At 72.3% G+C, this 13,584-nt stretch carries 13 protein-coding genes; 5 read left to right on the forward strand and 8 right to left on the reverse strand.

Annotation, left to right across the window (positions count from 1 at the left end; translation table 11 throughout):
* Positions 1-81: 81 nt before the first annotated feature.
* Both AMK11_RS07600 and AMK11_RS07605 read right to left on the reverse strand, forming a co-directional pair.
* The gene (locus AMK11_RS07600) at positions 82-834 is read right to left on the reverse strand and encodes a GntR family transcriptional regulator (protein ID WP_073724535.1); all 753 of its coding nucleotides are present in this window, start codon (positions 832-834) and stop codon (positions 82-84) included.
* Positions 835-981: 147 nt separating this feature from the next.
* Positions 982-2,130, reverse strand: a complete 1,149-nt coding sequence (locus AMK11_RS07605) for a DUF4190 domain-containing protein (protein ID WP_073724537.1) — start codon at positions 2,128-2,130, stop codon at positions 982-984.
* Positions 2,131-2,252: 122 nt separating this feature from the next.
* Between AMK11_RS07605 and AMK11_RS07610 the strand changes: the two genes are divergently transcribed.
* Positions 2,253-3,449 carry a serpin family protein gene (locus AMK11_RS07610; protein WP_073724539.1) on the forward strand — a complete coding sequence of 399 codons (1,197 nt, stop codon included), beginning with the start codon at positions 2,253-2,255 and terminating at the stop codon, positions 3,447-3,449.
* A 7-nt stretch (positions 3,450-3,456) separates the two neighbouring features.
* On the opposite strand, the gene AMK11_RS07615 is transcribed toward AMK11_RS07610, so the two are convergent.
* Both AMK11_RS07615 and AMK11_RS07620 read right to left on the reverse strand, forming a co-directional pair.
* A complete protein-coding gene (locus AMK11_RS07615; RefSeq protein ID WP_073724541.1) occupies positions 3,457-5,049 on the reverse strand; it encodes a S8 family peptidase in 1,593 nt (530 codons plus the stop codon).
* A gap of 238 nt (positions 5,050-5,287) precedes the next feature.
* Positions 5,288-6,118, reverse strand: a complete 831-nt coding sequence (locus AMK11_RS07620; protein ID WP_073724543.1) for an oxidoreductase — start codon at positions 6,116-6,118, stop codon at positions 5,288-5,290.
* Positions 6,119-6,227: 109 nt separating this feature from the next.
* Between AMK11_RS07620 and AMK11_RS07625 the strand changes: the two genes are divergently transcribed.
* Entirely contained in the window at positions 6,228-7,154 is a 927-nt protein-coding gene (locus AMK11_RS07625; RefSeq protein WP_073725648.1) for a LysR family transcriptional regulator, read from the forward strand.
* A gap of 21 nt (positions 7,155-7,175) precedes the next feature.
* Here the strand turns inward: AMK11_RS07625 and AMK11_RS07630 are convergent, their stop codons facing one another.
* Positions 7,176-7,751, reverse strand: a complete 576-nt coding sequence (locus tag AMK11_RS07630) for a helix-turn-helix domain-containing protein (protein WP_073724545.1) — start codon at positions 7,749-7,751, stop codon at positions 7,176-7,178.
* On the opposite strand from AMK11_RS07630, the gene AMK11_RS07635 reads away from it, so the two are divergent.
* On the forward strand, positions 7,750-8,151 hold the full coding sequence (locus AMK11_RS07635; RefSeq protein ID WP_073724547.1) for a PIN domain-containing protein: 402 nt from the start codon (positions 7,750-7,752) through the stop codon (positions 8,149-8,151). The genes AMK11_RS07630 and AMK11_RS07635 overlap by 2 nt on opposite strands.
* A gap of 149 nt (positions 8,152-8,300) precedes the next feature.
* Here AMK11_RS07635 and ychF read toward each other — a convergent pair whose 3' ends face one another.
* Entirely contained in the window at positions 8,301-9,389 is a 1,089-nt protein-coding gene (gene ychF, locus AMK11_RS07640; RefSeq protein WP_073724549.1) for a redox-regulated ATPase YchF, read from the reverse strand.
* Positions 9,390-9,560: 171 nt separating this feature from the next.
* On the opposite strand from ychF, the gene AMK11_RS07645 reads away from it, so the two are divergent.
* Positions 9,561-10,193, forward strand: coding sequence for a DUF6542 domain-containing protein (locus tag AMK11_RS07645; RefSeq protein ID WP_073724551.1), 633 nt, complete (start codon positions 9,561-9,563; stop codon positions 10,191-10,193).
* A gap of 30 nt (positions 10,194-10,223) precedes the next feature.
* On the opposite strand, the gene ppgK is transcribed toward AMK11_RS07645, so the two are convergent.
* Positions 10,224-10,988 carry a polyphosphate--glucose phosphotransferase gene (ppgK, locus tag AMK11_RS07650; RefSeq protein ID WP_073724553.1) on the reverse strand — a complete coding sequence of 255 codons (765 nt, stop codon included), beginning with the start codon at positions 10,986-10,988 and terminating at the stop codon, positions 10,224-10,226.
* Positions 10,989-11,017: 29 nt separating this feature from the next.
* Complete coding sequence (locus AMK11_RS07655; RefSeq protein ID WP_079187297.1) at positions 11,018-12,034, reverse strand: 4-hydroxy-3-methylbut-2-enyl diphosphate reductase; 1,017 nt, start codon at positions 12,032-12,034, stop codon at positions 11,018-11,020.
* Positions 12,035-12,162: 128 nt separating this feature from the next.
* On the opposite strand from AMK11_RS07655, the gene AMK11_RS07660 reads away from it, so the two are divergent.
* A complete protein-coding gene (locus tag AMK11_RS07660; protein WP_073724555.1) occupies positions 12,163-13,566 on the forward strand; it encodes an APC family permease in 1,404 nt (467 codons plus the stop codon).
* The last annotated feature ends 18 nt before the right edge of the window (positions 13,567-13,584 follow it).

Below are 13,584 nucleotides of genomic sequence, written 5' to 3' on the forward strand. Positions count from 1 at the left end.
GGAAAAGGGGCGCGGGAGGCGCACGAGAGGCGTGCGCCATCTCACACCACCGGGGACACGCGAAGTCCCCCGGCGGCGCCGCTACTTGACGGGCAGGTGGTACGCCACCCGGTATCGGTCGGCGGGGACCACCACCTCGGCCGTCTCGACGGCCCGGCCCGAGGCGTAGAAGGTGCGCTGGACGACCAGCACCACGTGCCCGGGGACGCCGCCGAGCGCGAGCAGCTCCTCCGCGAGGCCGGGGCGGGCGCCGACCTCCTCCGTCACGTTGTCGACGACGACGTCGATGGCGGCCATCCGCTCGACCACGCCCATGCCGCCGAGCGGTCCCTCCTCGGGCAGCATCACCGGTGTGCGGCCGGTGAGGTCCAGCGGCTCCCAGGAGGTGGAGAGCATCATGGCCTCGCCGCCGTCCCGGAAGACGTACCGCGTGCACATCACCCGGTCCCCGGGTTTGATCCCGAGCCGCTCGGCGACGGCGCCGCTCGCCTCGGCCTGCTCGCTGCGCGACTCCCACGTGCCGCGCGCCTCACCGTCAGCCTGCTCCTGCCTGAAGGGCGTGGCACCGCCCGCCGGCCGGAACCCCGACCGGGCGATGCGCCGGGGCACGGGCCGCTCCCGCACATACGTCCCGGAGCCGGAGCGGCCCTCGACCAGCCCCTCGGCCATCAGCACCTTGCGCGCCTCGAGCGCCACGGTGTCCGAGACGCCGTACTCCTCGCGGATGCGCGCCTGGGACGGAAGGCGGGTGTGGGGCGGCAGCAGTCCGTCGGTGATCTTCTTGCGGAGATCGCCCGCGACGCGGAGATACGCCGGCTGCTCACCGAATGTCACTGGCCGCTCCCATCAGGTTGTACAGACAGCAACAGCGTGGCAACCGTAGGTTGTGCCAGGCAAGCAAAGGCCAGAGAATCACTCGAAGTGATGACTTGTGCCGTCGGAGGGCTTTACGCAGGCACTTTCTCCCCGCTATAGCCGCCGTCACACCTCCTTGCCGGGGCTCTCTCCCCCACCGTCACCGGACTCGTCGTAGACCGGCGGCGTGGTGTCCAGGCCCAGGGACTCGCGGGCGGTGACCGTGCTGTCGCCCTCGACGAGCGAGAGGGCCTTGTCGAGGTGCAGGTAGTACGTGCCGGCGTCGGCCGCCCCGGAGGCGAGGCCGAACTCCTCCCGGGCGGTCTCCAGGTCCTCGACCAGGCCGGCGACCGGCTGCTCCGCGCCGGCGGGCCAGCTGTGCCCGCGCAGCATCCCGGTCTCCCGGTCGAGCGCCGCCGACATCCGTGCCGCCCAGTGCTGGTATCCCGCGAGGTCCTCCTCGACCGTCCGGTCCACGGGCATCTCGTCCATCGCCAGGTTGAGCTGGAACTCCGCCGTCAGATAGGTGTGCTGGTCGGGGTCGAGCGTCGTACCGTCGGTGCGCAGGGAGCCGGTCAGCGTGCCCCGCTCGTCCGTGTTCCCGAACAGGCAGGTGACCTCCCGGTCGCCGCCGCGCCAGCTCCGCGCGGTCGGCGTCAGGTAGTACACGTCCACGTCGGCCGGCAGGGCCCAGCGGTCCATGGCGTAGGAGTCCTGGAGGGCGTAGCACCGTTCGTCGGCGGCCCGGGTGATCTCCGCCTCTCCGGGGTAGGTGCCGCCGGGCAGGTCGAAGGCGGCGAACACCTCGCCGTCGTGCTCCCGCGCGCAGGGCACCTGGTCGACGTCGTACGTCACGCCCTGCAGGGAGCCGCTGGGGGTGGTGAAGCACTCGCCCTTCTCGAGCGCGTACGCGGTGCCCTCGCCCCGCACGGCGTCCCGGAAGCCGTCCCAGAAGTCCGCGGCGGCACCCGTGGAGAGCGTCACCGCCCACAGGACCAGCCCCACGGAGGACAGCACGGAACCGGCCACCGCGAAGCCCTTGCCGCGCTCGCCCCGCTTCCTGATGCGGGCCAGCGCGACCAGACCCAGCACCAGCCCGACCGCGGGCACGCAGCAGAGGACGCCCAGCACGAACGCGGCGATGGCGAACCCGTTGACGGGCGGCCGGCCGGGGTAGGTCCCGTAGGGCTGCCCCCAGGGCCCCTGGTGGTACTGCTGCGGGTACTGCCCCTGGGGGAAGGGCTGTTGGGGGCCGGGCGGCGGCGGTATGGACACGTGTACCGTGCTCCTGTTTCGGGCGGTGACGCTGAAGCGCCGCGGGGCTGGGGGCGGGCCTTCCCCTCGGGTGGCCGGCCGATCACTGAGCGCATGGTAGGCGCGCGGAGGGCGGGGACGGCATGCGGGTCACGGGCACGACGGTCCGGGCGGTGAACGGGCTCACGGCACGCTGGGCGGCCGGCACCGACGGGGGCACGGTGTTCTCTGCGGTGGGCGTGTGGCCCCTGCTGGCCCTGCTCGCCGACGGCGCGGCGGGCCCGGTCCGGTCGGAGCTGGAGGAGGCGGTGGGCGTGCCCGCCGGCCGGGCGGCTCCGGCGGCCCGCGAACTGCTCACCGGCCTCGGCTCCGTACGCGGCCTGGAGAGCGCCCTGGGGCTGTGGACCAAGCGCACGCTGGAACTGCGCGAGCGGTGGGAGGCCGGGCTGCCCGCCGACGCGCACGGCGTGCTCACCGGCGACGTGGAGGCCGACGGGGCGGCACTGGACGCCTGGGCGGCGAAACGCACGGACGGGCTGATCGAGCGCATGCCGGTGCGGACGACGCGGGACACCGAGATGGTGCTGGCGAGCGCGCTGGCGTTGCGCACCCGGTGGCTGAAACCCTTCGACGAAGGGTGGCTCACCCCGGAGACCGGCCCCTGGGAGGGGCGTGAGCTGGCGGGCCTGTGGCGCCAGAGCGCGCTGCTCGACCGGATCGGCGTGGCGGACACGCCGGACGGCCACGTCACCGAGCTGAAGGTACTGGGCGACACCGCCGTGGACGTCCATCTGCTGCTCGGCGAGGAGACCATGACGCCCGGACAGGTGCTCGGGGCGGGGATCGGTGTCCTCGCGCGCCGGCACCCGGTGACGCCGGGTTCGCGCCTGCCGTACGGGGAGGCGGGCCCGGGTGTCGAGGTGGTGCGGGAGCGCACGATGCGGCCCGAGCCGCCGACGCTGGACGTGACGTTGCCGCCGTACGCGGTCACGTCCGAGCACGACCTGCTGGACCGCCCGGAGCTGTTCGGACTGACGACGGCGCAGCTGCCGGTGCGCGGCCACTTCCCCGGCATCAGCCCGCACCACCTGCGTGTCGGGTCGGCCCGGCAGGCCGCGCTGGCCCGGTTCGGCGCCCGGGGGTTCGAGGCCGCCGCGGTGACGGCGATGGGCGCGGCGGGCGCCGGGATACCCGAGCTGCGCTGGCTGCGCACCACCGTACGGGCCGTCTTCGACCGCCCCTTCGGCTTCCTCGCCGTCCACCGGCACACGCGCCTCGCCCTCGCGGCGGGCTGGGTCACCGACCCGGAGCCGTTCCGCGAGGACGAGGATCAGTACTGACCGCAGGTCAGAACTGCAGGGCCCAGGCGTCGATCCGCCCGGTGTCCCACGACGCGTTGTCGCTGACGCGCAGCTTCCACGTGCCGTTCGCGCTCTCCGAGGAGGCGTTGACGGTGTACGTGGTGTTGATGTCGTTGGCGCTGCCGCCGGTGCCGTACGACTTGAGCGTGTACGCCGTGCCGTCCGGGGCGACCAGCTGGACCCGGAGGTCGCCGATGTAGCTGTGGACGATGTTCACGTCGACGGAGAGCGCGGAGGGGGCGTTGCCCGAGACGCCGGAGACGGTCACCGGGGACTCGACGGTGGCGTTGTCCCGGATGGTGTAGTCACCGGTGTTCTCGAAGCGGTCGCCGGGCGGGGGCGTGGTGCCGCCGTCGCCGACGTTCAGCAGCCGGTTGGGCGAGCCGCTGCCCGGGTCCGAGACGGCGCCGGTGGTGGCGGCGGACGTCAGCGCGGAGGCGACCTGGGCGGGGGTGGCCGAGGGGTTGTCGGCCAGGTGGAGGGCGGCGGCCCCGGCGACGTGCGGGCTCGCCATGGACGTACCGGAGATGGTGTTGGTGGCCGAGTCGCCGCTGTTCCAGGCCGAGGTGATGGACGAGCCGGGCGCGAACAGGTCGAGGACCGAGCCGTAGTTGGAGTAGTAGGCGCGGGCGTCGCTCGAAGTGGTGGCGCCGACCGTGATCGCCTCCGTCACCCGGGCCGGGGACTTGGTGGAGGCGTTGGTGGACTCGTTGCCGGCCGCGACGACGAAGGTGACGCCGGAGGAGATGGCGTTGCGGACGGCCGTGTCCAGGGCGCTGTCGGCGCCGCCGCCGAGGGACATGTTGGCGACGGCGGGCTTCACGGCGTTGCGGGCGACCCAGTCGATGCCGGCGACGACCTGCGCGGTGGTGCCGGAACCGGAGTTGTCGAGGACCCGGACGCCGACGATGTCGGCCTGCTTGGCGACGCCGTACGCACTGCCCGCGACGGTTCCGGCGACGTGGGTGCCGTGGCCGTGGCCGTCCTGGGCGGTGTTGTCGTTGTCGATGGCGTCGTAGCCGTAGGAGGCGCGGCCGCCGAAGTCGTTGTGGGTGATGCGGACGCCGGTGTCGATCACGTACGCCGTCACGCCCTGTCCGGCGCTGTCCGGGTAGGTGTAGGAGTCGTCCAGCGGGAGGTCCTGCTGGTCGATGCGGTCCAGACCCCAGGAGGGCGGGTTGGGCTGGGTGCCGGTGACGTGGAAGGTGCGGTTCTGGACGACGGAGGCGACGGCCGGGTCGGCGGCGAGACGTTTCGCCTCCGTCTCCGAGGCCTCGACCGCGTAGCCGTTGAGGGCCTTGGTGTAGGTGCGCTCGATGTCGGCGCCGTACTTCTTCGCGACGGCGCGGCCCTCGGCGGAGCCGGACCTCGCCTCGTCGGCCTTCAGGGTCACGATGTAGCTGCCGGCGACCGCGTTCGCCGCGCCCTGGTACTGGATGCGGCCCTCCGCCGCGGCCGGGGCGGCACCCGCGGGGAGCGCGGAGACGAGGCTCGCGGCGAGGGCCGCGGTGGCCGCGGCGCTGACGGCGGCCAGTCTTCGCCGGGTGGTGCGGTGGGGGTGGTGACGCAGCACTGCCATGTGAGGGGTCCTCCTCGGTGGGGGTGGTGCATGGTGGGGTTCGTGCACGCCGAGCAGGCCGCCCGCAGGTCACGGACAGGACATGGATAAGTCATGCCCATGACAACGCGGGGCGGCTTTTGTGCGTCAGCCGAAAGATTGAGGCTTCCAGAGGAATTGCACAAGGGCCCTGCACGGATGTGCGGGCCCTTGGCCGTTTGAGCGGAGCACCTCACGTCCGCTCTTGCTGACCCGCCGTTCAGTCCCCGAAGGCGGTGGCCCGGGTGTGCTTCTCCCACGCCTCGACGTCCTCGCGGACCTGGTCGAGGTGGCCGAGAACCGCGCTGACGCCGTCGTCGCCGAGGGGCAGGCGCAACGGGGTGCGCTCGGCCGCCAGGGCCGCGAGGACGAGGGCCGCCGCCTTGGCGGGGTCGCCCGGCTGGTTGCCGTCGCCGCCGGAGACGAGCCCGCGGGTTTCGGTCACCTTGGCGTACACGCCGCTGTCCGCGCTCATCCCGGCGCTGCCGGCCCCGAACAGCCCGGTGCGGAAGGCTCCCGGCTCGACGATCAGAACCTTGATGCCGAACTCCCGCACCTCGTCCGCGAGCCCCTCGGACATGCCCTCCAGCGCGAACTTCGTCCCGCTGTACGCCGAGAAGCCCGCGAAGGACAGCTGCCCGCCCATGCTGCTCATCTGCACGATCGCCCCCGAGCGCCGCTCCCGCATGTGCGGCAGCACGGCCCGGGTCAGTGCGGCCGGCCCGAAGACGTGCACGTCGAACAGGGCGCGCAGTTCGTCCTCACCGGTCTCCTCGAAGGCACCGACGTGCGTGCGGCCGGCGTTGTTGACCAGGACGTCGATCCGCCCGTGCCGCGCGACCACGTCCCGCACCGCGTCACCCGCGGCGGCCGTGTCGGCGACGTCCAGGCGCAGCGCCTCCATCTGGTCGGGGTGCGCGGCCACGAGGCCGTCGAGCGCCTCGGGCCGGCGCGCCGCACCCACGACCACGTCACCGTCGGCGAGAGCCGCCTCGGCGATCGCCCTCCCGAAGCCGCTGCTGGCGCCGGTGATCAGCCACACCTTGTTCATGCCGACTCCCTCATGTCCGTGTCCGTGTCCGTGTCCGTGTCCGTGACGTCAACTACCTTTGCCGACGGTTGTGTTGTAGGTCCAAGACCCGCGGTGATAGCCAGTGGTCATGACGACGACGGACGTGCACGTGCGGGAGTTGCGGTACTTCGTGGCGGTGGCCGAGGACCTGCACTTCACGCGGGCGGCCGAGCGCCTGTACGTGTCCCAGCCCGCGCTGAGCAAGCAGGTCCGGGCGCTGGAGAGGCAGTTGGGCACTGACCTGTTCCGGCGTGGGCCGCGGGGCGTGACGCTCACCGAGGCGGGCGTGGCACTGCTGCCGCACGCCCGTCAGGTGCTCGCCGAGTGGGCCTCGGGCGCGGCTGCGCTGGACGCCGTGCTGGCCGCACGGCGCGGCACGCTGACCGTCGGCATGAGCACCAGCCCGGGGCGCGGAGGCCTGCTGCCCGCGATCCGTTCCCGCTTCACGGCCGCCCACCCGGACACGGTCGTCCGGCTGCGGCAGATGAGCTGGGAGGACCCGACGGCGGGGCTGGCCGACGGCACCTCCGACCTCGCCTACGTGTGGCTCCCGCTGCCCGGGGCCGACCGCTACGCGTGGACCGTGGTCGCCGAGGAGCCCCGCCTGGTCGCCCTCCCCGACACCCACCCCCTGACCGCGCGCCCGGAGGTCGACTTCGCCGACCTGGCCGACGAACCGTTCCTCGCCCTGCCGCCGGAGGCGGGCGTCCTGCGCGACTTCTGGCTGGCGCTGGACGAACGGCGCGCACTGGGCGGCCCCGCGGCGGGCCCACCGCGCGTCGGCGCGGAGATCGCCGGTACGGAGGAGACGTACGAGGCCCTCGTCGCCGGCCTCGGCATCTGCTTCGTGGCCACGGGCAACGCCCCGCTGATCACCCTGGGCGGCGTGACCACCCGTCCGGTCCGCGGTCTGAGCCCCAGCCGCTACGCCCTGGCCTGGCGCCGGCAGGACGAGGGGCGGGCTCTGGTGCGGGGGTATGCGGAGGCGTGCCGACGGGTGGTGGAGCAAGGGTGAAGCGGGAAACGCCGCCCCCGCTCAACCGCTGCGCACATGCGCCCGTACCCCTTGCAGCCCGAACAGGACGAGCAGTTCGACCGCACCGCCGTCGGCGCTGCCCAGCCAGTGCGGCAGGGAGGTGTCGAACTCGGCCGCCTCACCGGGCGACAGGGTCAGGTCGCGCTCCCCGACCAGCAACCGCAGCCGGCCGCTGAGCACGTAGAGCCATTCGAAGCCCTCGTGGGTCTGCGGGGTCGGTTCGAGCGGTGCCGGGCGGCTCGGAATCATCATTTTGAAGGCCTGCGTGCCGCCCGGCCGTCGGGACAACGGCACGAAAACCATCCCGAACCGCCGGATCGGCTTCAGGTGGATCCGGGGGTCGCCCGTGCGCGGGGCGCCGACGAGGTCGTCCAGGGGGACGTCGTAGATCCTGGCTAGCGGCAGCAGCAGTTCCAGGGTCGCCCGGCGCTGTCCGCTCTCCAGCCGGGACAGGGTGCTCTCCGACACGCCGGTCGCCGCGGAGAGGTGGGCGAGGGTGATACCCCGCTCGCGGCGCAGGGCGCGCAGGCGCGGGCCCACGGCATCGAGTACGTCGTCCGTTCCGGCGTCACCCATGGGGCCAGCTTGCCACCACGGCAAGTTCGCGTGCCGGGTGTCGCTGCTGCTGCGCGACGATCGCCCGATGATCACCCGGATCGAGGCCGCTCGACGCGTGGGCGTGCCCGTCCTCGTGTCAGCGCTGACGGTGGTGGAGGCCGTCTACGGCAAGATGGACAGCGCTCGGCTGCACTGGCTTCTCTCCCGGCTTCAGGTCCAGGACGTCACCCGGGCAGACAGCATCACCGCGGTGCAGCTGCTGAGCGACGCCGGCGGCCTGCACGGCCACAAGTACGCCATCGACGCCCTCGTCGCCGCGATGGCGCTCCGCTCCCCGGCGCCCGCGCTGGTGCTGACCTCGGACCGCGACGACTGGTCGAGACTGTGCGGCGACCGCGTACAGATCAAGGACGTCTGACCTCGTCGTTCGCTCAGAGCTCACGAGCGAGCTGTCGACCGGGATCGCCTGCACCGCATCCCCGGAAAAACCAAGGGTCCGACCCCGAAGAGTCGGACCCTCTCTGACCTGCATGTGTGCCAGATCAGCGAAGTGCTGTCATGTCACGGCTACACGTTGAAGCGGAACTCCACCACGTCCCCGTCCCGCATCACATAGTCCTTGCCCTCCATGCGCGCCTTGCCCTTCGCGCGGGCCTCGGCGACCGAGCCCGTCTCGACCAGGTCGTCGAAGGAGATGACCTCGGCCTTGATGAAGCCCTTCTGGAAGTCGGTGTGGATGACACCGGCGGCCTCGGGGGCGGTGGCGTCCTTCTTGATGGTCCAGGCGCGGGATTCCTTGGGGCCGGCCGTCAGGTAGGTCTGCAGGCCGAGGGTGCGGAAGCCGACGTGGGCGAGGGTGGCGAGGCCGGGCTCGTCCTGGCCGACGGACTGGAGGAGTTCGAGGGCCTCGTCCTCGTCCAGCTCGGCGAGGTCCGCCTCGAGCTTGGCGTTGAGGAAGATCGCCTCGGCGGGGGCGACCAGGGCGCGCTGCTCGTTCTTGAAGGCTTCGTCGGTCAGCTCGTCCTCGTCGACGTTGAAGACGTAGAGGAAGGGCTTCGTCGTGAGGAGGTGGAGGTCGTGGAGGAGTTCCGCGCGCTCGGTGCCCTGGACGATGCCCTGGGAGAAGAGCGTGTCGCCCTTCTCCAGGATCTCCTTGGCCTCCTCGACCGCCTTGACCTTGGGAGCCACGTCCTTCTTGATGCGCGACTCCTTCTGGAGGCGCGGGAGGACCTTCTCGATGGTCTGCAGGTCGGCGAGAATCAGCTCGGTGTTGATCGTCTCGATGTCGTCCTTGGGCGAGACCTTGCCGTCGACGTGGACGACGTTCTCGTCCGCGAAGGCGCGGATGACCTGGCAGATCGCGTCGGACTCGCGGATGTTGGCCAGGAACTTGTTGCCCAGGCCCTCGCCCTCGCTCGCGCCGCGCACGATGCCCGCGATGTCGACGAAGTCGACGGTGGCCGGGAGGACCTTCTCCGAGGAGAAGATCTCGGCCAGCTTCGCCAGGCGGGGGTCGGGGACGCCGACCACGCCGACGTTGGGCTCGATCGTGGCGAACGGGTAGTTGGCCGCGAGCACGTCGTTCTTGGTCAGGGCGTTGAACAGGGTCGACTTGCCGACATTCGGCAGACCGACGATTCCGATCGTGAGCGACACGTTGCGACTTCCCGTACGTGAGGATGCGGAGGGGGCGGGCCAGGCGGGCCGATCCACCAGTCTACGGGGTGGCCGGTACGGCCGGTGCGCCCTGTCGAACGCTTGGCCAAGCTCTCCCCCACGGCGTGTCTGTCGGCCTATTCGGCACATAAACCGACCTAAGTTGGTCCAGTGGAGCAACACAGGACGCGACCTGCGCAGTACGGACCGCGACGGGGCCGGGCGCCGCTGCCCCCGCAGGGGCGGGGACCGGCGGGCGGCGGACCGGCGGGCGGCGGGGTGCGCAGGCAGGCCTCCGCGCGTCCGGTCCCGGCACGTCCCGTGCCGGGACGTGGGCCGGTGGCGCGGCCCGCACCGAGGCCCGGTCCGCCGGTGGCGCGGGCGGTGCGGGCCCTGCGCCGGATGCCCAATCCGCGGCTGACCGGGCTGGGCAGCGGACTGTTCTGCGCGGCGGTGATGCTGGTGCTCGGGTTCCTCGACCAGGCTCTGTTCGGTGCGTCGCTGACGGTGTACGGCGTGCTGTTCCTGCCGGTGTGCCTGCTCACCGCGCTCTGGGTGCGGCGGGGGGACCTGCTCACCGCGCCCGTCGTGGTCCCGATCGCCTTCGCCGTGGGGCTGGTGGCCGTCGCCGAGAGCGGCACGGGGGTGGGCGGGCGCCTGACGGGGCTGGTGACCGCCCTGGCCACCGAGGCCGGCTGGCTGTACGGCGGGACCCTGGTCGCCGGGTCGACGGTGCTGGTACGCCGGGTGCGGATGCTGCGGCGGCGTCGGGCCGCCGCCGCCCGGGGTCGTACCCCCGCGTGAGGGCCGCGCTACGGCGCCGGGTCGGTCGGCTCAGCCCGCGGCGGGACGGCCGGCTCTCTCCGCGGCGCGCATCGCCGCACCCACGATCCCCGCGTTGTTCTGCAGCTCGGCGGGGACGATCTCCGCACGGATGCCCTCGATGTGGTCCAGGAACTTGTGGGCCTTGCGGCTCACCCCGCCGCCGATGATGAAGAGCCGCGGTGAGAACAGCATCTCGACGTGTGCGAGGTACTTCTGCACGCGGTGCGCCCACTGCTCCCAGGACAGGTCGTGGTCCTCCTTGACCTTGCTGGAGGCGCGCTTCTCCGCGTCGTGGCCGTCCAGCTCCAGGTGGCCCAGCTCGCTGTTGGGGACGAGGACGCCGTCGGTGAAGACGGCGCTGCCGATACCGGTGCCGAAGGTGAGCAGGACGACGGTGCCCTCGCGGCCGCGGCCGGCGCCGAAGTGCATCTCGGCGACGCCCGCGGCGTCCGCGTCGTTGACCACCGTCACGTCGAGCCCGCCCAGCCGCTCGCCGAACAGGGCCCGCGCGTCGGTGTCCACCCAGCTCTTGTCGACGTTGGCCGCGGTGCGGACCGTGGCACCGTCCGTCACCACGCCCGGGAAGGTCAGCCCCACCGGCCCGGTCCAGCCGAAGTGCTCGACGACCTGCCTGACGCCGTCGGCCACGCCGTCGGGGGTCGCCGGGTGCGGGGTCAGTACCTTGCAGCGCTCCTGGGCCAGGTCGCCCCTGTCGAGGTCCACAGGGGCGCCCTTGATCCCGGATCCGCCGATGTCCACGCCGAAGATCTGCATGGCACCACGTTACGGCCTGCGACTGACAGTCACGCCCCGGCCGTACCGGAGCCGCCCCGCTCCGCCACCAGGGACGCGGCCTCCTCGCGGAGGTCCCGGCGGAGCTCCTTGGGCAGCGAGAAGATGATCGACTCCTCGGCGGCCTTGACGATCTCCACGTCCGCGAAGCCGCGCTGCGACAGCCACTCCAGGACCTGCTCGACCAGCACGTCCGGGACGGAGGCGCCGGAGGTGACGCCGACCGTGGTCACGCCCTCCAGCCAGGCCTCGTCGATCTCGTCGGCGAAGTCCACCAGGTACGCCGCGCGGGAGCCGGCCTGCTTGGCGACCTCGACCAGGCGCTTGGAGTTCGAGGAGTTGCGGGAGCCGACGACGATCACCAGGTCGGCCTCGGCGCCCATCTGCTTGACCGCGAGCTGGCGGTTCTGCGTGGCGTAGCAGATGTCGTCGCTCGGCGGGGAGATGAGCTGCGGGAACTTGTCCTTGAGGGCGTCGACGGTCTCCATGGTCTCGTCGACGGAGAGGGTGGTCTGGGAGAGCCAGACGACCTTGGACGGGTCGCGGACCTCGACCTTCGCCACGTCCTCGGGGCCGTCGACGAGCTGGATGTGGTCGGGGGCCTCACCGGAGGTGCCGATCACCTCCTCGTGGCCCTCGTGGCCGATCAGGAGGATGTCGTAGTCGTCGTTGGCGAAGCGGACGGCTTCCTTGTGCACCTTGGTGACGAGCGGGCAGGTGGCGTCGATGGTGGCGAGCTTGCCGCGCTCGGCCTCTTCGTGGACGACGGGGGCCACGCCGTGCGCGGAGAACATGACGATGTTGCCCGGGGGGACCTCCTCCGTCTGCTCGACGAAGATGGCGCCCTTCTTCTCCAGGGTCTGGACGACGTACTTGTTGTGGACGATTTCGTGGCGGACGTACACCGGAGCCCCGTACTGCTCCAGGGCTTTCTCGACGGCGATCACGGCGCGGTCCACACCCGCGCAGTAACCACGGGGGGCGGCGAGCAGGACACGGCGGCCAGGCGAAGCAGTCATGGCACCCATCGTAAGGCCGCGTTCGGCGGGTCAGAGATCGCGTGGGTGCGGGTTCGCCGGAGAGACTGACGGGGACGTGGACGGGAACGTTCCGGTGCGGAGTCCGGGGCGGAGTCCGAGGCGCTGGCGGAGGCACGATGTCCGAGACCGGTACGGCGGCCCAGGGGCCCGGTGGCGAACACCACGGGCGCCGGGAGCACCAACAGGAACAGCGGCTGCAGCGCAGCCTGGGCTTCAGGGACCTGGTCGTCTACGGGCTGCTCTTCATCGCGCCCATGGCCCCGGTGGGCGTCTTCGGCACCCTGGACGCCAAGTCGCACGGCGCGGTGGCGCTCGTCTACGTCGTCGCCACGATCGCGATGGCGTTCACCGCGTTCAGCTACGCCCAGATGGTGCGGGTGGTCCCCCAGGCGGGGTCGGTGTTCGCGTACGCGCGCGTGGGGCTCGGCAACGGGGCCGGGTTCGTCGCCGGCTGGATGGCGATGCTGGACTACGTCCTCATCCCGGCCGTGGCCTACCTCTTCTCCGGCATCGCGATGGAGGCGCTGGTCCCCGAGGTGTCGCGGTGGGTGTGGACGGCGCTCGCGGTGGTCGTCACCACCCTGCTGAACCTGTGGGGGGTCCGCGCGGCGGCGCGGGTGGGCTTCCTGGTGCTCGCCATGGAGATCGTGGTCCTCGTCGTCTTCGTGGTGGCGGCGATCGTGGTCCTCGCGCGGGACGGGGCGGCGCGCGACTGGCTGTCGCCGCTGTCCGGGGACGGCACGCAGGGGGCGTTCGCGCTGTCGGCGGTGGTCGGCGCGGTGTCGGTGGCGGTGCTGTCGTACCTGGGCTTCGACGCGATCGCGACCTTCGCGGAGGAGGTCACCGGCGGCTCGGCGAAGGTCGCGCGGGCGCTGCTGTTCTGCCTGGCGCTGGCGGGCGTGCTCTTCGTGGCGCAGACGTATCTGGTGGCGCTGCTGGAGCCGGTGTCGTCGGCGCAGCTGGCGGCGGAGCCGGAGCGGCAGGGTTCGGCGTTCTACGACGCCGTGGACGCGTCGGTCGGGACGTGGCTGCACGACCTGGTGGCGGTGAGCAAGGCGATCGGCGCGGCGTTCGCGGCGCTGGCCGGGCAGGCGGCCGCCGGGCGGCTCCTGTTCGCGATGGGCCGTGACCGGCGGCTGCCGGGGGTGCTGGCGCGGACGGATTCCGGAGTGCCGCGCGTGGCGCTGCTGGTCTCCGCGGTGGTCACGATGGTGGCGGCGGTGTGGGCGGCCCGCAGGGACGACGGCCTCGACCACTTGGTCTCGGTGGTCGATGTCGGCGCGCTGACCGCGTTCACGCTGCTCCACGCGAGCGTGGTGGGCTGGTTCGTGTTCCGTCGCGGCGGGGGCCCGGTGAGCTGGTGGCGCCACGCACTGGTGCCCGTGCTCGGCGCGGCGATCACCATCGCCGTGATCGTGGAGGCGTCGGGTACGGCCCAGGTGGTGGGGGCGATCTGGCTGGCGGTGGGGCTGGCGGTACTGGCGGCCCAGGCACGCGGGAGGCGAACGGCGGGGGTGTGAGGCGGGCCGGCCGGGGTT

The sequence above is a fragment of the Streptomyces sp. CB02414 genome (assembly GCF_001905385.1).
Lineage (GTDB): Bacteria > Actinomycetota > Actinomycetes > Streptomycetales > Streptomycetaceae > Streptomyces.